The organism is Pseudomonas marvdashtae, assembly GCF_014268655.2.
GTDB classification, from domain to species: Bacteria; Pseudomonadota; Gammaproteobacteria; order Pseudomonadales; family Pseudomonadaceae; genus Aquipseudomonas; species Aquipseudomonas marvdashtae.
Genome location: NZ_JABWQX020000001.1, coordinates 2632771 through 2651799 on the forward strand (window position 1 = coordinate 2632771; position 19029 = coordinate 2651799).

At 62.4% G+C, this 19029-nt stretch carries 16 protein-coding genes; 5 read left to right on the forward strand and 11 right to left on the reverse strand.

The window, feature by feature from the left end; genetic code table 11:
- Positions 1-14: 14 nt before the first annotated feature.
- The 4 genes from HU742_RS11855 to HU742_RS11870 all read left to right on the forward strand — a co-directional run bounded on the left by HU742_RS11855 (position 15) and on the right by HU742_RS11870 (position 5483).
- Complete coding sequence (locus HU742_RS11855) at positions 15-1508, forward strand: aldehyde dehydrogenase (RefSeq protein ID WP_186642617.1); 1494 nt, start codon at positions 15-17, stop codon at positions 1506-1508.
- A 64-nt stretch (positions 1509-1572) separates the two neighbouring features.
- Entirely contained in the window at positions 1573-3009 is a 1437-nt protein-coding gene (locus HU742_RS11860) for an APC family permease (RefSeq protein WP_186642618.1), read from the forward strand.
- Complete coding sequence (locus tag HU742_RS11865) at positions 3009-4391, forward strand: aspartate aminotransferase family protein (protein WP_186642619.1); 1383 nt, start codon at positions 3009-3011, stop codon at positions 4389-4391. The genes HU742_RS11860 and HU742_RS11865 overlap by 1 nt, the downstream gene beginning before the upstream one ends.
- 51 nt (positions 4392-4442) lie before the next feature.
- A complete protein-coding gene (locus tag HU742_RS11870; RefSeq protein ID WP_186632007.1) occupies positions 4443-5483 on the forward strand; it encodes an ABC transporter substrate-binding protein in 1041 nt (346 codons plus the stop codon).
- A 242-nt stretch (positions 5484-5725) separates the two neighbouring features.
- Here the strand turns inward: HU742_RS11870 and HU742_RS11875 are convergent, their stop codons facing one another.
- The 4 genes from HU742_RS11875 to pdxR all read right to left on the reverse strand — a co-directional run bounded on the left by HU742_RS11875 (position 5726) and on the right by pdxR (position 9139).
- Positions 5726-6637, reverse strand: coding sequence for a LysR family transcriptional regulator (locus HU742_RS11875; protein WP_186610693.1), 912 nt, complete (start codon positions 6635-6637; stop codon positions 5726-5728).
- 116 nt (positions 6638-6753) lie between these two features.
- On the reverse strand, positions 6754-7158 hold the full coding sequence (locus HU742_RS11880) for a cupin domain-containing protein (protein WP_186642620.1): 405 nt from the start codon (positions 7156-7158) through the stop codon (positions 6754-6756).
- Positions 7159-7287: 129 nt separating this feature from the next.
- Positions 7288-7581, reverse strand: a complete 294-nt coding sequence (locus tag HU742_RS11885) for a putative quinol monooxygenase (RefSeq protein WP_186610699.1) — start codon at positions 7579-7581, stop codon at positions 7288-7290.
- A 124-nt stretch (positions 7582-7705) separates the two neighbouring features.
- Complete coding sequence (gene pdxR / locus HU742_RS11890) at positions 7706-9139, reverse strand: MocR-like pyridoxine biosynthesis transcription factor PdxR (RefSeq protein WP_186632016.1); 1434 nt, start codon at positions 9137-9139, stop codon at positions 7706-7708.
- 165 nt (positions 9140-9304) lie between these two features.
- Between pdxR and HU742_RS11895 the strand changes: the two genes are divergently transcribed.
- Positions 9305-9745 (forward strand): carboxymuconolactone decarboxylase family protein, encoded by a 441-nt coding sequence (locus HU742_RS11895; RefSeq protein ID WP_186642621.1) that lies wholly within the window; start codon positions 9305-9307, stop codon positions 9743-9745.
- 401 nt (positions 9746-10146) lie between these two features.
- Here HU742_RS11895 and HU742_RS11900 read toward each other — a convergent pair whose 3' ends face one another.
- The 7 genes from HU742_RS11900 to HU742_RS11930 all read right to left on the reverse strand — a co-directional run bounded on the left by HU742_RS11900 (position 10147) and on the right by HU742_RS11930 (position 18831).
- Positions 10147-12720 (reverse strand): bifunctional diguanylate cyclase/phosphodiesterase, encoded by a 2574-nt coding sequence (locus HU742_RS11900; protein WP_186642622.1) that lies wholly within the window; start codon positions 12718-12720, stop codon positions 10147-10149.
- Positions 12721-12847: 127 nt separating this feature from the next.
- Positions 12848-13522, reverse strand: coding sequence for a DUF2238 domain-containing protein (locus HU742_RS11905; RefSeq protein WP_186632025.1), 675 nt, complete (start codon positions 13520-13522; stop codon positions 12848-12850).
- Positions 13523-13524: 2 nt separating this feature from the next.
- The gene (locus tag HU742_RS11910; RefSeq protein ID WP_186632028.1) at positions 13525-15324 is read right to left on the reverse strand and encodes a thiamine pyrophosphate-requiring protein; all 1800 of its coding nucleotides are present in this window, start codon (positions 15322-15324) and stop codon (positions 13525-13527) included.
- Positions 15325-15450: 126 nt separating this feature from the next.
- Positions 15451-15954, reverse strand: a complete 504-nt coding sequence (locus tag HU742_RS11915) for an HvfX family Cu-binding RiPP maturation protein (protein WP_186642623.1) — start codon at positions 15952-15954, stop codon at positions 15451-15453.
- A gap of 14 nt (positions 15955-15968) precedes the next feature.
- Complete coding sequence (locus HU742_RS11920; protein ID WP_186642624.1) at positions 15969-16607, reverse strand: ferric reductase-like transmembrane domain-containing protein; 639 nt, start codon at positions 16605-16607, stop codon at positions 15969-15971.
- Between the two features lie 164 nt (positions 16608-16771).
- Positions 16772-18094 (reverse strand): ATP-binding protein, encoded by a 1323-nt coding sequence (locus HU742_RS11925; RefSeq protein WP_186642625.1) that lies wholly within the window; start codon positions 18092-18094, stop codon positions 16772-16774.
- On the reverse strand, positions 18091-18831 hold the full coding sequence (locus HU742_RS11930; protein ID WP_186610708.1) for a response regulator: 741 nt from the start codon (positions 18829-18831) through the stop codon (positions 18091-18093). Before HU742_RS11930 ends, HU742_RS11925 begins: the two co-directional genes overlap by 4 nt.
- Between the last annotated feature and the right edge of the window lie 198 nt (positions 18832-19029).

Genomic DNA, 19029 nt, shown 5'->3' on the forward strand with positions numbered 1-19029 from the left:
TCAAGGAATTACCTGTGAACGAATTGAATGATTGGAAGGCGCGGGCCGCTCAATTGCGCCTGCGCGACAGCGCCCTGATTGACGGCGAACCATGCGAGGCTCTCGACGGCGCCCGGCTGGAAGTGATCAACCCGGCCAACGGCAAGTTGCTGGCCAATGTGGTGGCCTGCGCTGGGCCGGAAGTCGACCTCGCCGTACTCAGCGCCCGCAGGGCTTTTGAGCATGGCCCGTGGGCGCGGATGGCGCCGACCGAACGCAAGGCGGTGTTGTTGCGCCTGTCGCAATTGATGCTGGCCCATCGCGAAGAACTGGCGCTGCTTGACTCCCTGAGCATGGGCAAGCCGGTCATGGACGCCTGGAACATTGACGTGCCGGGGGCCGCCCATGTGTTTGCCTGGTACGGCGAAAGCCTCGACAAACTCTACGATCAGGTCGCGCCATCGGCAGCCAACGTCCTTGCCACCATTACCCGTGTTCCGCTCGGGGTGATCGCGGCGGTGGTGCCGTGGAATTTCCCCCTGGACATGGCGGCCTGGAAGCTCGCACCGGCCTTGGCGGCGGGCAACAGTGTGGTGCTCAAACCCGCCGAGCAATCGCCGTTCTCGGCGCTGCGCCTGGCCGAACTCGCCCTGGAAGCGGGCGTGCCACCGGGCGTACTCAACGTTGTGCCGGGCCTGGGCGAGCAGGCGGGAAGGGCGCTCGGCTTGCACCCGGACGTCGATTCACTGGTGTTCACCGGCTCGACCGAGGTCGGCAAGTACTTCATGCAGTACTCGGCCCAATCGAACCTCAAGCAGGTCTGGCTGGAGTGCGGTGGCAAGAGCCCGAACCTGGTGTTCGCCGACTGCCAGGACCTGGACCTGGCGGCGCAGAAGGCCGCGTTCGCAATCTTCTTCAACCAGGGCGAAGTCTGCTCGGCCAACTCGCGGCTGCTGGTGCAGCGTTCGATCCACGACGAATTCGTCGAACGCCTGATCGATCAAGCGCGGCTGTGGCAGCCCGGCAATCCCCTGGAACCGTCGAGCCGGGCCGGGGCCATCGTTGATGCGCGCCAGACCGCACGGATCATGCAGTACATCCAGCAGGCCCAGGCCGAAGGCGCGAGCCTGGTCTGCGGTGGTCGCCAGTTGAGCATCGACGGATCGAACAATTTCATTGAGCCGACGATTTTCACCGATGTGCTTGCGGCCATGCAGTTGGCCCGTGAAGAGGTGTTCGGGCCGGTGTTGGCGGTCAGCGTTTTCGACGACGAAGAACAGGCCATCGCCATGGCCAACGCGCACATCTATGGGCTGGCGGCCTCGTTGTGGACCGACGATTTGAATCGCGCTCACCGGGTGGCGCGGCGGTTGAACGCCGGCACGGTGTCGGTCAACACCGTGGACGCCCTGGACGTCACCGTGCCGTTTGGCGGCGGCAAGCAATCGGGCTTCGGTCGCGATCTGTCGCTGCATGCATTCGACAAATACACGCAACTCAAGACCACCTGGATCCAGCTGCGCGACTGACCGCGGCTCAAGCTTCTACCCGCAATCGTTTTGTTCTTCATAAAACAAGAAAACGGAGCAACCGATGGACAGTTCCTCAAGCGTGCCGCTACAAACCGTTACCCCATCCCGGGCAGGCCCACGTCGACGCCTGGGCCTGAGCGCCCTGTTGGCGGTCGCCGTGGGCCTGGTGGTTTCCCAGGGTGTCATGGTGCTGATGCTGCAAGGCGCCGGGATCGCCGGCATGGGCTTTGTCATACCGCTGGCATTGGCCTGGCTGCTGGCGCTGAGTTACGCCTGTTCGTTCTCAGAACTGGCGCTGATGATTCCTCGCGCCGGCAGCCTGAGCAGCTACACCGAAGTCGCTATCGGCCAGTTCCCGGCGATCCTGGCGACCTTTTCCGGCTATGTCGTGGTGGCGATGTTTGCCTTGTCGGCAGAACTGCTGCTGATGGAATTCATCATCGACAAGGTCTACCCGCACTCGATGCCGCCGCTGAGCGTGGCGCTGGGGGTGCTGTGCCTGTTCACCGTGCTCAACCTGTTCAACATCGACATTTTCTCGCGCCTGCAAACCGTGCTGGCCTTGGTCATGACCGTCATGCTGTTGGTCATGGGCCTCGGTGCCTTGGCCAGCGACGGGGCCAGCAGCGTCTCGACGCTGGTGGCGAGTTCCGGCTGGAATCCCATGGGGCTCGGTGTCATCGCCTTGACCGCGATGGCGGTGTGGGGCTTCGTCGGGGCCGAGTTCGTCTGCCCTCTGGTGGAGGAGACACGGCGCCCGGAGCGCAACATACCGGCCTCGATGATGATTGGCCTGACGGTGATTTTCGTCATCATCTGCCTGTACTGCCTGGGTGCGTTGTTGACCATTCCCCAGGCTGAGCTGGCCAGCAACGGCCTGCCGCATTATCTGTTCGCGACCACGGTGTTCGGTGAAGCCGGGCAGGTGTTCCTGGTGACCGCCGCCATCACCGCGACGTGCAGCACGCTCAACAGTTCGCTTGCGGCCATCCCGCGCATGTTGCTGGGCATGGCCCGCAGCGGCCAGGCGTTCGGCATCTTCAAGCGCCAGGGCAAGCGCAGCGGCGCGCCGTGGGTCGCGGTGCTGTTCGTGGCGCTGGTCACCGGCCTGCCGTTGTTGCTGATGCACGACAGCCCCGACGCTATCAACCTCTTGCTGCTGGCGGCTGCGCTGGCCTGGTTGCTGGCCTACATCATCACCCACATCAACGTGATTGCCCTGCGTCGTCGTTACCCCGATGCGCATCGGCCTTTCCGTACGCCGTTCTACCCGCTGCCCCAGCTGTTCGGTATCGCCGGCATGGTCTTTGCCATCTGGCATGTATCCCCCAGCCCGGAAATGACGGTGCCGATCTTCGCCAGCGCCGGTGCGGTGCTGGCCATCGTTTCGCTGATCGCGCTGGTGTGGGTCAAGTGCGTGATGGGCAAGCCGCTGTTCAAGCCCGAGCCACTGGCGCCTACCGATTCCGACAATTTCAATAAGCAAGGAGACCTGTAATGAGCGCATCACCCAAGCCAACACGCAGCACCCGTGAATACCAGGCGCTGGATGCCGCGCACCATATTCATGCGTTTCTCGACCAGAAGGCCCTCAACGCCGAGGGGCCGCGGGTCATCGTTCGTGGCGAAGGCCTGGCGCTCTGGGACAACGATGGCAAGCGTTACCTGGACGGCATGTCCGGGCTGTGGTGCACCAACCTGGGTTACGGCCGCCAGGACCTGGCGGCCGCGGCCAGCCGGCAGCTGGAGCAATTGCCGTACTACAACATGTTCTTCCACACCACCCACCCGGCGGTGGTGGAACTGTCCGAGTTGCTGTTCAGCCTGCTGCCGGATCACTACAGCCACGCCATCTACACCAACTCCGGCTCCGAGGCCAACGAGGTGCTGATTCGCACCGTGCGCCGCTATTGGCAAATCCTCGGCAAGCCGCAGAAGAAAATCATGATCGGCCGCTGGAACGGCTACCACGGTTCAACGCTTGGCGCTTCGGCCCTCGGCGGCATGAAGTTCATGCACGAAATGGGCGGGGTGATTCCGGATGTGGCGCACATCGACGAGCCGTACTGGTTCGCCCACGAAGGCAACCTGACGCCTGCCGAATTCGGCCTGCGCGCCGCCCGGCAACTGGAAGAAAAGATCCTCGAACTGGGCGCCGACAATGTCGCCGCGTTCGTCGCCGAACCCTTCCAGGGCGCCGGCGGCATGATCTTCCCGCCTGAGAGCTACTGGCCGGAAATCCAGCGCATCTGCCGGCAATACGACGTGCTGTTGTGCGCCGACGAAGTGATCGGTGGATTTGGTCGTACGGGTGAGTGGTTTGCCCATGAGTATTTCGGTTTCGAACCCGACACCTTGTCGATCGCCAAGGGCCTGACCAGCGGCTACATCCCCATGGGCGGGCTGATCCTGTCCAAACGCATGGCCGAGGTGCTGGTGGAGCAGGGCGGCGTGTTTGCCCATGGCCTGACCTATTCCGGGCACCCGGTGGCGGCGGCGGTGGCGATTGCCAACCTCAAGGCCCTGCGCGACGAGGGCATCGTCAGCCAGGTCAAGGAAGACACCGGCCCGTACCTGCAACGTTGCCTGCGCGAAACGTTCGACGGGCATCCGCTGATTGGCGAGATCCAGGGCGCCGGCTTGGTCGCGGCCCTGCAACTGGCCGAAGACAAGGACAGTCGCAAGCGCTTCGCCAACGAAAACGAAATGGCCTGGCAATGCCGCACCTTCGGTTTCGAGGAGGGCCTGATCATCCGCTCCACGCTGGGCCGGATGATCATGGCCCCGGCGCTGGTGGCCAGTCATGCCGACATCAACGAACTGGTCGATAAGACCCGTAAAGCTGTAGACCGCACCGCCCGCGCTTACGGTCGCCTTTGAGTCCCGTCGCCGGCTCGTGCGGGCGAGCCGGCATTTTCGAGGAACCGCTTCATGTCCAGATCCTTGCGATGCAACATTGCGTGCGCCCTGGCGTTACTGAGCACCAGCGTCCTGGCCGCGCCACAAAGCCTTACCGTGATTTCATTCGGCGGCGCCACCAAGTTGGCCCAGGACAAGGCCTACTTCCAACCCTTCAACGCCAGCGGTGCAGGGAACATCGTCGCCGGCGAGTACAACGGCGAGTTATCGAAGATCAAGGCCATGGTCTCGGCCGGGCACACCAGTTGGGATGTGGTCGAGGTGGAAAGTCCCGAGTTGCTGCGCGGTTGTGAAGAGGGGCTGTTCGAAAAGCTTGACCAGGCGGCCCTCGGCGATCCGGCGAATTACGTCCCGGGCGCGCTCACTGAGTGCGGCGTGGCCACGTACGTCTGGTCGATGGTCCTGGCCTATGACCAGACCAAACTCGCCAAGGCGCCCAAGTCCTGGGCGGACTTCTGGAACGTGACCGAGTACCCGGGCAAGCGCGGCTTGCGCAAGGGCGCCAAGTACACACTGGAGATCGCCTTGCTGGCGGACGGCGTCAAGACTGAGGACGTATACAAGGTACTGAACACGCCGGAAGGCGTTTCACGGGCATTCGCCAAGTTGGACCAGATCAAGCCGAACATCCAATGGTGGGAGGCGGGCGCGCAACCGGCGCAATGGTTGGTGGCCGGAGACGTGGCGATGAGCGCTGCCTACAACGGTCGCATCGCCTCGGCGCAGAAGGAAGGGATGAAGTTGAGCATTGTCTGGCCGCAAAGCCTGTATGACCCGGAATACTGGGCGGTGGTCAAAGGCACGCCGAACAAGGCCCTGGCCGAGAAATTCATCGCCTTTGCCAGTCAGCCGCAAACCCAGAAAGTCTTCTCGGAAAACATCCCTTACGGACCTGTGCATCGCCAGACCCTGGCCTTGCTGCCCGCCGAGGTGCGCGAGCAACTACCGACTGCCGAGGCCAACCTGGCGCAGGCGCAAGCGGTGGATGCCGAGTTCTGGGTCGACCATGGTGAAGAGCTGGAGCAACGCTTCAACGCCTGGGCAGCTCGCTAGCCCGCCACCCTGTAGCAAACCGCTCTTGTGGCGAGGGGATTTACTTTGATCGTTCCCACGCTCTGCGTGGGAATGCATCCCGTGACGCTCTGCGTCACCCCCAAAAGCGGAACGCGGAGCGTCCCTGGCGGCATTCCCACGCAGGAGCGTGGGAACGATCGATATGTGTTTTCAGCCTTGAAAATCAGATGGTTGCAATTTGTTCCATAGAGCAAGCTCGCTCGCCATAAAAGGTGGCTGGCCTACGCCAGCCATTCCCCGAATTGCTCTTTGCAGTAGTTCACGAACAACTGGGCCGGCTTGGTGAGGTGGGCGCGCTTGAGCCAGCCGGCTACCAGCGCCGAGCCTGTCACGTCTTCGCCGATGTCGATGCAGACCACCTGCTGGCCGTCATAGGTACAGGTCGATTGCGGGCGAGTCACCAGCACGGCAAAACCGAACCCCTGGCCGACCATGCCGCGCACCATCTCGATGGAGGGCGAGCTGAAGACGATGTTCGGCGTCAGGCCAAGCTCTTCAAAGATGCTCACGAAATACGTCCGGCTGGGCTGCACGTCCAACAGGATCATCGGCTCAAGCGCCAGGTCGCGCAGCGACACCTGGGCCTGGCTGGCGAAGCGATGCCCGGCTGGCAACAAGGCGTAGGGCCGTTGCGGCGCCGTCAATGCCTCGGTCTCGATGGTACTGTCGAGGTCGTGCTCATAAAAAATCGCCAAGTCGAAACGCCCGCCCGTCAAGCCTTGCACCAGCTCCTGCTGCTCGCCGTCCTGCACGCGGATTTCCACCCCGGGAAAGCGCTCGCGAAAACCGGCGATCAGCCGTGGCAGATAGAGCGGGGCGACGGTCTCGAAGCAGCCTATGTCGATCTGTCCGCTGACCACATCGTTGTCCGCCAGCGCGTTTTGCTCGAACTCCCGGGCCATGCGCAGCAGCTCCTGGGCCTTGCGATAGAAGCGCGCACCGGCGGGGGTCAGCGACACACCTTGGGCATGGTGTCGGATCAACAGCTGCACGCCGAAACTGTCCTCGAGCCCCTTGACTGCCGTGGCAATCGACGGCTGGGCAATGTAGAGCTTGCGCGAAGCTTCAGCGACGCTGCCACATTCGACCGTGGTGACAAAGTACTTCAACTGCCGCAAGGAATAGGACGCCAAGACACACCTCGATCCGGATGGTTTTGGCTACCTTACCGCGTGCCGCTTGTGAGGGGGACGAACGTTGCAACGGATTTTGCTGGGCAGTGGCGATATCCAGGCTGGCTTGCCTGGGTTCAGTTTTCCAACGGGATCAGCACGGCCTCGTTTTCGCCCATCACCATGAACACCAGCAGCTTCGCCGGTTGGGTGGTGCTGGCATTCTTCGACACCAGATGCTCGGAGCCGGCGGGTTCATACCAGAACTCGCCCGCCTTATAGGTGGTCGCCGGCTCGCCCTTGACCTGGGAGGTGATCGCGCCTTCAAGGACATAGGCCATGGCCGTGCCTTGGTGTTTGTGGGCGATTGACGACTGGCCGGGTGCATAGTCGACAGTGAGCATCATGGCTTTCTTGCCGGGCAGGTTCTTCAATTGCTTTTCTTGCAGCACCTGGACCTTCTCGGAAGGGCCGGCTTCGTGGGCGAAGAGCGGGGCAACGGGGAACAGGCTCAGGGCGGCGATCAGGCAGAGTGTTTTCATCGTGGCGGGACCTTGGTGGTGAGTGAATTCGCGCGGTGGCGATGGCTTCACCCTAAGCCCCTGGACAGCGTGGAAAAACCTCCAATTCTGCAAAAGACCGGTAGACCAATGGGGCAACGACCGGACATTTCACACCAGCGGAAAACTATTGAAGTCCACGCTGCGGGCCAGGCGGGTTTCGATCAGGCTGATGAAGCCCTGGACCTCGGGACAGTTGAAGTGGGCCTGCATGGCCGCCTCCGACTGCCAGCGGGCGCTGACGTTCCAGCGGTCCGAGTTCTCGGGGCAGCGATCGACCATGTAGGCATCGCAGCCTGGCAAGGCCCGCAGGGTTTCGACGATTTGCTGCAACTGCCGGCCCAGTTCTTCCGAACGCCCGGCGGCGGCCTGCACCTGAACGGTATTGATCACTTGGCGAGACATTGTCCTGGCTCCTGAATCAAGTTGAACGGGATCTACCCAGACACTCAATGACACCTGGGCAGAATAGGCCCGCCGAGGCCAGGCTTAAACAGCCAATGGGCGGATAAACGTCCAGTCCAATCGGTCAGGCGACCTGCCGCAAAATATCGCGCAAGCGGTCAAGGGCAATATCGATGTCGAGGAGTTCGATGCCGCCAAAGCCCAGTATCAAGCCGGGTCGCACAGTTTCCACATGGAAAAAGCCGTCGAGGCTGTAGATCCCGACTTCGGCTTTTTTTGCCAGTTCGATAATCAGGGCCAGGTCCATCGGCACCTTGCACAGCACCGCCATATGAAAGCCCGCCGTGGTGGGCACGGCTTCGAACCAGGGTGACAGGTCGTCGCCCATGCGCGCCAGGATACGCTCGCGCCGAGCGGCATACAGCGCGTGGCAGCGCCGGATATGCTTGAGCAGGCAGCCCTCGGCGATGAATTTCGCCAGCGCCCATTGGGGCAGGGTGGAGGTGTGCTGGTCGGTGAGGCGCTTGGCCAGGATCACCGCCTCGAGAATCGCTGGCGGCAGGATCGCGTAGCCAAGCCGCAGCTCCGGCAGCAGGGTTTTCGAAAATGTCCCGACGTACGCCACGATCCCGCGCTCGTCCATGCTCTGCAGCGAGTCGGTGGGCCGCCCTTCATAGCGAAACTCGCTGTCGTAATCGTCCTCGATAATGATCGCCCCCAGCTCATAGGCCCGCGCCAGCAAGGCCTCGCGCCGGGGCTGGCTCATGGGCATGCCGAGGGGAAACTGGTGGGACGGCGTCACATAGATCAGCCGCGTGCCGTCGGGAATCAAATCCACGCGCATGCCTTGCTCATCCACCGGCACGCCGGCCACCGTTGCGCCGTGTGAGCCAAACAAAAGGCGTGCCGGCGGATAGCCAGGGTCTTCCATCGCCACCAGGCTGCCGGGGCGAGTCAGCACCCGTGAAATCAGATCCAGCGCCTGCTGCGCGCCGTTGCACACCACCACGTCAGCGTCCTGGCAATTGACCCCGCGGGAAAACGCGATGTGCCGGGCGATAGCGTTGCGCAGCGCCGGCAGGCCTTCGGGCTGGCTGTAGAAACCCTTGGCGTTGGCAATCTGGCGCAAGGCGTGGGCGGTGCAGCGACGCCAGTCGTCCAGGGGAAACTGGCCCTTGCCGGTGGCGCCGCCGATGAAGTCATAACGCAGCGCGCTCTCGGGGTTAGGGTGTCGCAGCAAGTCCGGCATGTTGCGCCAAGCCTCGACGACGTCCGCACCGGCAAGCTCGCGGTGGCTTTGCTTGCGCACGATCATGGCCGGGCGTGCGTTGACATAGGTGCCTTTGCCGATCACGCCGGTGAGAAAATTTTCGTAGGTCAGTTGCGCATAGGTATCGGACACGGTCTTGCGCGAAACACCCAGTTGCTCGGCCAACAGGCGGCTGGGCGGCAACTGGGTGCCGGCGGCCAGCCGACCGCTCTCGATGGCGCTGCGCAATTGTCGATACAACTGGCCCAGCAGGTCTTTGCGGCCGTTGATGACAACATGAAGTTCCATACCCGCGGGCTCCCGGATGATCGATTGCAGCAAGGGTTCAAAGACGAAGATTACCCGCAATGCGCTGGAGCGGAGAAGTTGCGTGAGCCTTTTTCGACGCATTGGACCTGTCGCGGGTGGCCTCGACCTCCTACCGTGGACACATCGACCACTACGGAGCCCGCCATGAGCCCGCGTCTGGATTACTACAGTGCGTCCCCTGGCGCGATGAGGGCAATGATCGGCCTTGAAGCGCTGACCAGTCGCCTGAGCATCGAGCCGGCGTTGCTCCACCTGATCAAAATCCGCGCCTCGCAGCTCAACGGCTGCGCCTTCTGCACCGACATGCACTCGATGGACGCGCGCCGCCAGGGCGAGACAGAGCGGCGCCTCTACGCGGTGACGGTGTGGCGCGACAGCGGATTCTTCAACCCGCGCGAACAGGCAGCACTGGCCTGGACCGAAGCCGTCACGCTATTGGCCGAAAGCCAAGTGCCCGAAGACGTCTACAACCTGGCGCGCGCCAATTTCAGCGAAGAAGAACTGGTCGACCTGACCCTGGCGATCAGCACCATCAACAGCTGGAACCGGCTGGCCGTGAGTTTTCGCCAGAGTCCGGGAGGCTAAGTGGATATTTACCTGTGACCGTCCTAGCAAGCAGGCTTCACAGGAGAAGCGCGATCACCCAAAACCAGGTCGGCTATAAGGCCGCCTCGCAGTGGACGTTGATCTCGGCGCCCCGTTAACCACGCTGGCCGAACGCAGGTATTGCGCAGTGGGCATCCCGGCATGGATGCCGGGATAGCCGCGCTGGACCATGGACGGTCCTTCGCGGCGGGCCCACGGAGCAATGCCGGAGAGAGGGCATGCCGAGCCTAGGCGAGGCACCGAGTGGTGGGGCAAAAGCGTTTTGCTTACTTTTGCGCTTCACAAAAGTGAGTCGCTGTAAAAGCGAAACCATAATCAGCCGTTACCGCAGAAACGGATATGTACTCAGTCAAAAAAATCCCACCCGACTGCTAGGAGGCCTAAAGCCACCGAGGCGTAGTAAAAAACGAAGCCATCTGCGAACGAGCCAGCGCCGCGCCAAAGTACGGCCCCTGCACATGATCGCAAGCAACACTGCGCAACTGATCATACTGCCGGGCATTCTCAATGCCCTCGGCCGTCACCACCAGCCCGACACTGCGACTCAACCGAATCATCGCCAACACACCTTCCTGATCGTGCTCCAGCCCCAACTGCGCCAAAATATTGCGATCGAAACGGATACCGTCGAACGGCTGGTCAAGCACCTCGCGCAGGGAAGCGATATTGGTGCCGAACTTATCGATATTGATCCGCACGCCCAACGCCTTGAGGGCATGCAAAGTATTGGCGAGCGTCTTGTGATCGGTCAGCAACACCCCTTCCGCCACCTCAAGGGTCAGGCGCTGCGCCGGCAAACCGCTGGTTTCCAAGGCCTTGTGCACTTGATTGAATAGAAAACTGCTGCTGAACCACCTCGGCGAAACGGCGACGGACAGGGCGAGCGCGTTGGGCCAGGTCATGGCCTCTTCGCAGGCGTTGATCAACATCCAGGTGCCCAGCTCCTCCAGTTGGCCAGACGCTTCGGCCACGGGGATGAAGTCGGCTCCACCCAGTTCGCCTCGCTCGGGGTGGTGCCAGAAGACCTGGGCTTCAAAACCATGCAGCTGTTCGGCATTCACGTCGAAACGCGGCAGGTAACGCAATTCAAGCTGGTCCTGGTGCATTGCATCGCGCAATTGCTGCTCGTAGCGGCGGCGGTCGCGGGCGACATTGCCCATGGCTTCTTCATAGACACGCCAGGTATTGCGGCCGGCGCCCTTGGCCGCATACAGGGCGATGTCGGCCTGGCGCAACAACTCTTCGGCGCGTTGATCGCGAGGCTGCGACCAGGCAACCCCGATACTCACCCCCAGGTACAAAGTGTTGCCGTCCAGGTGCATGGGCCGTTGCATGCAATCGATCAGGCGCTCGCACAGTTGATCGAGATCGTTCGCATCGCCGGGGTTGGGCATGACGATGACAAACTCATCGCCCCCGAGGCGGGCCACCAGGTCGGTGCCGCGGACGTTTTGCTGAAGGATATGCGCCACTTCCTTGAGCACCTTGTCGCCCACTGCATGACCCAGGGAGTCATTGACCGGTTTGAATCGATCCATGTCCAGGTTCAGTATCGCCAGTGGCGTCCCTTGCGCCTGGTCCAGGTGTTCGCTGAGGCAATCGAACAAGCGGTTGCGGTTGGCCAGCCCGGTCAGCGGGTCGTGCAGGGAGAGGTGTTTGATCTGTGCCAGCGCGCGCAATTCATCGGTGATGTCGGTGGCCGTGCCGCGAAAGCCCAAGCTGCCGGCATCAATGGCCCGGACCGAGAGTTTGCAGGTACGGATGCGTTGATTATGCGCGGTGTATTCGCACAGCAGCGGGGCGGATGAGGCACTGTTGGCACCACCGAGCAGCCAATGCGCGATGGAGATCGACCCGCTGTGCGGATGAAGTAAGCGGTGCAGCGGCTTGCCCAGCCACTCGACGGGACTGAAACCGGTCACTTGTTCGAAGCGTTCGGACAGGTAGGTTAATGTCCCGGCCGAATCGACCTCCCACAACCAGTCGGACGATACCTCGGCAATGTCCCGGAAACGCTCTTCGCTGCGCTCCAACGCTTTGCGGTGCGCGAGAAGGCTGGCGTATTGGCGTTCCTGGGCGCGGAGCATCAGCAGCGCATGGCGCAATACCGCCAAGGCCATGATCCCGAGAAACAGCAATGCCACGGCCAGCAACGGCAGCAGCACCTTGCGCAGATCCTTGCCGGGCGTCGCCGGGCGCCATGCCAGCGCTTCGCGGGTCAGGTCGTTGAGCAAGACCTGGGCAGTCTCTTTGGGGCCTGGCGTATAGGCGATATGCGCATCGGGCAGAGCAAAATCCCGCGACAGGCCTTGCAACGCCGCGCTGTCCAGGACTTTCACGAATAACAGCAGGCTGGGCGGGCCTGGAATCTCGGGCACGCTGTTGTCCGTGCCGATGGTAATCGCCGAGACGGCGACGAAGGCCGGCGCGTCTTCGTGATGCAGCAACTCGACGATCACCTCATCGCGGTTCTCCTCGGCGCTGGCTTTGCTGGCGAGGGCACGCAGGTCGCCGCTCAGCCAAGTGTCAGCCGCCACCTCGCTCATCTCGCCATCGATGACCGAATAGACCGTCTTGCCGGTGGGGGAAATGACAAACACGGCTTGATAGCCGTAGAGCGAAAACACACTGCTGCCGACATTTTCCTGGTCATAGGCCCAGTCCTTGTCGACTTCCACATGGAGGTGCCGGTAGGCGTCGCTCCATTTGGAGTAGTCGCTCAGGTCGCGTCCGATACCGGTGCGGATACCGTCGATGGCCCGTTGTGCGAAGAACAGGCTTTGCTCGCGGGCCTGTTGGTCCTGGGTCTGGGTGATATTGAGCAGCACCGCGATGGCCAGTGCGGACATGACGAACAGCAACAGCATGATGGCCGGGAAGGTGCGGCGGGTGAAGCTTCGGGTCGGCCGCTCGCCGGTTATCACGGGGGAGCCATTGCCAGCATCTTCGATCATAAATACAAGCCATCAGCGAAACGCGAGATACCTCGCACTAGCTTTGTATCGGCTGACTGGCTGATTAACTTAATAAAAGTGTGGAAATGCTGACCAACTGCATCATTTTTTCTCCCGACGCCGGCTATCAGGTACTGGCTTTGTTGCGCATTGCCCATTCCAGGGCAAAATCGCGCTGCTGGAAATAATTGACCGCGGCAGCGGCCACCAGCGTCATGCACGCGGCAAGCGCCGCCAGCGCCATGTCCTTTTGCGCGTCCCAGGGATCCTGTTGCGCACCTACAAACGCCTTCGCGGTATCGCCGCCCATGTAGGCACCCCCCACCCATTCGATCAGCTCATAAATAGCCGAGGACGACAGGATCAGGTTCCAGGCCAGGAAATACCCACTGAACCCCCCGGCTGGAATGACCCGCAGCAGCGCCTCGCGTACCGGGTAAGCGAGCAGCAGGCCATAGCTGAAGTGCACCAGGCGATCGAACTGGTTGCGCTCAAAACCCAGCAGTTGGTCCAGCGGCTGGCCACCGGTCAGGGCCTGCCACCACTGGTTATAGGGGACTTTCGCGTAGGTGTAGTGGGCGCCGACCTCATGGATGCAGAGAAACACGAACACCAGGGTGGCGGACAAACGGGAAAAGCTGAACCTGCGGTGGACGGCCACCAGGAACATCAGAAGCGCAAACACCAGCAGGTTCTCCGCCAGCCAGTCGCTGCGTTTCATCGGTGCAATGGCCAGCCATGTCCATAGGGCGACAAAGCCTCCCAACAGGATCAGCTCATACCGGCTTGCTTTCGTGCGCATGCTCACTCTTTGTCCTTGCGGTGGCCCGGCAGCAGCGAGCCCAACACCTGTTTGGCGGTCGCCACGACGATGCCAAGCTCGTTCGGGTCGCCTTGGAGCAGAGTGGAAGCGAATTTCTTTGCCTGTTCCAACTTGATATGCGGCGGCAATGGCGGCACGTCGGGGTCGGTCCGGAACTCGATGAGCACCGGCCGTTCGGCGGCGAGCGCTTGTTCCCAGGCGGTGGCGACGTCCGTTTCCTGATCGACGAGGATGCCTTTGAGGCCGATGGATTCGGCGAACAAGTGATAAGGCACGTCGGGAATGTCCTGGGACGCTTCGAATTTCGGGTCGCCTTCCATGACACGCTGCTCCCAGGTCACCTGATTCAGGTCCTGGTTGTTGAACACCGCGCAGATCCAGGTGTTGTTCGTCCAGGTGCGCCAGTATTTGGCAACGGTGATCAGCTCGGCCATGTTGTTCATTTGCATCGCGCCATCGCCCACCAGCGCGATGACCGGCCGATCCGGATGGCAGAACTTGGCGGCAATGGCGTAAGGCACCGCGGCCCCCATGGAGGCCAGGCCACCGGAGAGCGAGCACATCATGCCGCGACGGATCTGGATGTCCCGGGCAAACCAGTTGGCGCAGGAGCCCGAATCGCAGGTGAGGATGGCGCGGTCCGGCAGTCGCGGCGACAGCTCGAAGGTGACCCGTTGCGGATTGATCGGCTTGGCCGTGACCAGGGCGCGGTTTTCCAGGGTCTTGTCCCAGTCCGCTCGCCACTGTTCGATTTTCTTGCGCCAGGCGCGGTCGGGCTTTTCTTCGATCAGGGGCAGCAAGGCCCGCAGGGTATCGGCGCTGTCGCCTTGCAGGTTGACTTCCATCGGGTAGCGCAGGCTCAACATGTCCGGCTTGAGATCGATCTGCACACCGCGTGCCTGGCCTTCGGCGGGCAGGAACTCGGCGTAGGGGAAGCCGGATCCGATCATCAGCAGCGTGTCACAGCCGGCCATAAGGTTGTCGCTGGGCTCGGTGCCCAGCAGGCCGATGGAACCTGTGACCCACGGCAAGTCGTCGGGCACCGCCGCTTTGCCGAGCAGGGCCTTGGCGACGCCAGCGCCGAGTTTATCGGCAATGGCGATCACTTCATCCGTGGCGTGCAACGCGCCGGCACCCACCAGGATGGCGACTTTCTTGCCAGCGTTGAGGACATCGGCGGCCCGGCGCAGGTCTTCCTCGTAGGGCACCACCTTGGGTTTGCGGTAGCCGACCCCGGAATGGAGCGTGCCGTGCTTGTGCGGCGGTGCGGTGTACTCCAGCTCTTGCAGGTCGTTAGGCAGGATCAACGCTGTAACCCGGCGCTCGCCCACCGCCGTGCGTACGGCGCGGTCGAGCAGATGGCGCACCTGGGCCGGTGCGCTGGCTTGCTGGACGAACGCGCCGGCCACGTCCTTGAACAGACTGACCAGGTCCAATTCCTGCTGATAATGCCCGCCGAGGGCGTTGCGCGCTTGTTGGCCGCAGATAGCCAGGACCGGCATGTGGTCCATGCGTGCGTCATACAGACCGGTGACCAGATGCGAAGCCCCCGGCCCCGACGTGGCGATACACACCCCCAGCTCGCCGGTGAACTTGGCGTGGGCGCAGGCCATGAAAGCGGCCATTTCCTCGTGACGTGCCTGGATGAACTGGATCTTGCCCTTGGCCCGATTCAAGGCGCCAAACACGCCGTTGATGCCATCGCCGGGGTAGCCGTAGATGCGACGCACCCCCCATTCATAAAGGCGTTCAACCAGAAAGTCGCCGACGGTCATGCTCATGTCTGTTCCTCGTCTCGATGGGCTGTCTCGATCGGCTGCGACCACCGTGGCAGCGGTACGCAGCGCTTTGGCTCATACAGGACTGGACCAACGCAAGCCGCCCAAGGTTTCGATTTTTTGTTGCCGCTACCGACGGTGCAACGTCTTGAGCAACGCATCTGCACTCAGATTTCCGGCGCCTTGCAAGAGCAGCGGCAGCAGCGCTACCAGGTAAATCAACGGCAGTTTGAAGTTGCCATAACCCTTGTTGGTAATGGCATATCCTTGTGCCAGTTCATTCAGGCTCGACCAATCCGCTGGCCAGTGCACGGCGGCGGTGGCGACCACGGTGACGATCATCAGGACCAGCGCCGAGAAACGCGTGCCCAGGCCAACCAGCAAGGCGATGGCGCAGACCAGCTCGGCCCACATCGACAACTCCCAATTCCAACTGGCCGGCACCTGGTTGAACGGGAAAGGGAAGGCCGATTGGATCTCGGCGAACCAGTTCTGGCCGTTCCATTTCTCCAGGCCGGATTCGAAGAACTCCCAGGCCAGGAACAGGCGCAGCCCCAGCGGCGCGAGCCATGAACCGGCTTGATCGAGATTCAGATGCAGGCCGTTCAAGGCTTTCGATACGATGCAATACATGGTCGATCTCCTTCTCAAACCGTGCGTGGCAGGGGCTGGCGCTTGTTGGCCTGGGCCAGTTTGCCCACCAGGCGGACAGCGGTGGCGGCGCAGATCAGGCCCAAGGGCAGCACGTACCAGTCGCTCATCGGAATGCGCTTGAAGTTGGAGTAGGCAAAAATCGCCGCCAGTACCCACATGCCGGTGGTGTGCAGGCGCTTCCAGGCTTTGGCGCCGATCAGCCGCGTGGTGCTTTTGAACGAGGTCAGGGCCAGCAGGAGGACGAACACATAACCGACGCTGCCAGGCACGTTGCCAAGGGTGGTCCGGCCGGGCCAGAACTCGGTGTTGAGCTGGCCATAGGCGTAGATCAGGACCGCGTGGACCAGATGGGAGAAGGCAAAGGCCAACCCGATGAAACGCCGCTCACGCACCAGGGACTTGCTCAGCGGCGAGGGCACCAACACGGCAAACGCCGAGGCCGTGAAGGCCAGCAGGAACAGGACGAAGGAGGAGCGGGCGGTGGCGCGAATCGCACTGCGCACGCCTTCGGTGAGGTCTGGGTTGAGCATCACGGTCAGTGCGGTCATCAGCAGCACCAGGACGGCGATCAGGCTGAACAGCGACCAACCCTGGAAACGGAAAGCAGGCGGCGTTGCGGTGGTGGTAGGCATGGGAAGCTCCTTGGAAGTCGGGCCCGGCCATCACGTTGGCCGGGGACACAAGGAGTCTTTCAAATGGGTGTAAGCGGGGTGTGTCTGGAAGGGGGGGCTGTGCAAGTTTGTGTATGCCGTGTGCCCGTTGACACACTGGCATACAAACCCGCTGATGAATCCGGCTAACTTGCGCAGGCGCTATCGCGGCCCAGGCGCAATTCGGCACACAAGCCGCCGCCGTCGCGGTTGCTCAATCTCAGCGACCCGCCCATGGCGTTCGCCAGTTGCAGGGCGATGGCCAACCCCAGGCCCGTACCGCCGGTTTCCCGGTTGCGCGAGCTTTCCACCCGATAGAACGGCTTGAGCACTTCTGCCAGTTCTTCCTCGCTGATTCCGGGGCCTCGGTCCAGTACCTGGATCGCCAGTTGGCCGCCGTCGGCAGGCTGGACCTGGATTTCTGCCGCGCCGCCAAATTTCAGGGCGTTGTCCACCAGGTTGACCAGCACCCGGCGCAGCGCATGAGGGCGGGTATCGATGACGGCAGCATTATTGCCGGACAACTGCACATCCTGTCCGGTGTCCTGATAGTCGAATACCAGGCTGTCGAGAAACGCATCCAGGCTGATCCGGCAACTGGCCTCGGTGGCGCCGTGGATGCTGCGGGCGTAGGCCACGCCTTCGCGCACCAGATGCTCCATTTCGCTCAGGTCGCTGGATAACTTATCCTTTTCAATGCCGTCGTCCATGAATTCGGCGCGCAGCTTCATGCGGGTAATGGGCGTCTGCAAATCATGGGAAATGGCTGCCAGCAGGTGCATGCGCTCCTTGAGGTAAGCGGCGATGCGGTCTTGCATGGCATTGAACGCCTTGGCCGCATGCACCACCTCGGTTGGGCCTTTTTCGTCCAGGCGCACGCCGTGGGCATTCGGGTCGAGGGTCTCCACCGCCCGGGCCAAGCGGGTGAGGGGGCTGACGGCGATGCGCACGGCCAGCCAGGTGCAGCCGATCAAAAGCGCCAGTTGCCCGAGCAACACCGCCGGGAGCCAGGGCGAAAGAGGCGCCATCGCCGGGCGTACGTCGATCGTCAGAGGTTTGCCATCCTTGAGGCGCAAGTGCGCCTGGTAATGCATCTTTGGCCCTGGGATTTGGTTGTAGGTCAGCGCATAGGATTCACCCAGGGCTTCCTGGATCGAGCTGACGGATATCGGTGCATTGTCGGGGAGCATCGGCATGCCTGGCTCGCCTTCGTCGAGCACGTAGTCATAGTTGCGCCGGGCGAGTTTCGGCAGCCAGGCCGGCCGTTCGGCGGCCGGCAGGCGGTCGAGGATGGCGACTGACGTCGACACGTCGGTTTCCAGGTTGCCGAGCATGGTGTTCTTGGCGCTCTCGTAGCGTTCGTAGTACTGCACGCCGAACGACAGGCCCTGGGCCAGGACCAAGCCGATCAGGAAGATCAGCGACAGGCGCGAGGCGAGGGTGCGCGGCCAGCGTAGCGGCAGACTCATGCCGAGGCCTCGAGGATCTCCACCGGCAGCGAGAACACATAGCCTTCGCTGCGCACGGTCTTGATGTAGGCCGGCTCACGGGCGTCGTCCAACAGGCGTTGGCGCAGCCGGCTGACCAGCAGATCGATGGAGCGGTCGAACAGGTCGGCATCGCGGCCCTGGGTCAGGTTCAGCAACTGGTCGCGGTTGAGCACCCGCTGCGGATGGTCGAGGAACACTCGCAGCAGGCGATATTCCGCACCGCTCAGGGCGACCATGGTGCCGTCGCCGTCGAGCAAGTGGCGGGCAGTGGTGTCCAGGCGCCAGCGACCGAACGCCAACAGACGCCCGCTCTCGGTGACCACCAGGTTTGGCGGCAGCATGCGGGTGCGGCGCAGCACGGCGTTGATCCGGGCGAGCAGTTCGCGGGCGGCGAAGGGCTTGACCAAGTAGTCGTCGGCACCCATTTCCAGGCCGATGATGCGGTCGGTTTCGTCGTTGCGGGCGGTGAGCATCAAAACCGGCGTGGCCTTGTGCTTGCCGGCCCGCAGTTCCCGGCACAGCACCAGGCCGTCGTCGCCGGGCATCATGAGGTCCAGCACGATCAGGTCCACCGGGGTGGTTTCCAGGAACGTGCGCATCTGCCTGCCGTCTGCTACCACGGTGGTGCGCAAGCCATTCTTTTTCAGGTAGTTGCCTACCAGTTCCCTGATCTCGCGATCGTCATCCACGATCAACACATGATCGACATGATCCATGGTGTTCTGCCCCTTCGCCTGTTGTTGCTGGCCAGTCTACAGCCGCCGGCCGGCACGGCCCGCGCCGGTTTGTATTGCAGTGTATCTGGCGCGCGACGGATACACAGCGATGCAAAAAGCCGCCCGCCCCGATACAGACGCGATACCTGGGCGGCGTTCAATGGCATCCAACGAGGCAACACGACGACCTCTGCGATA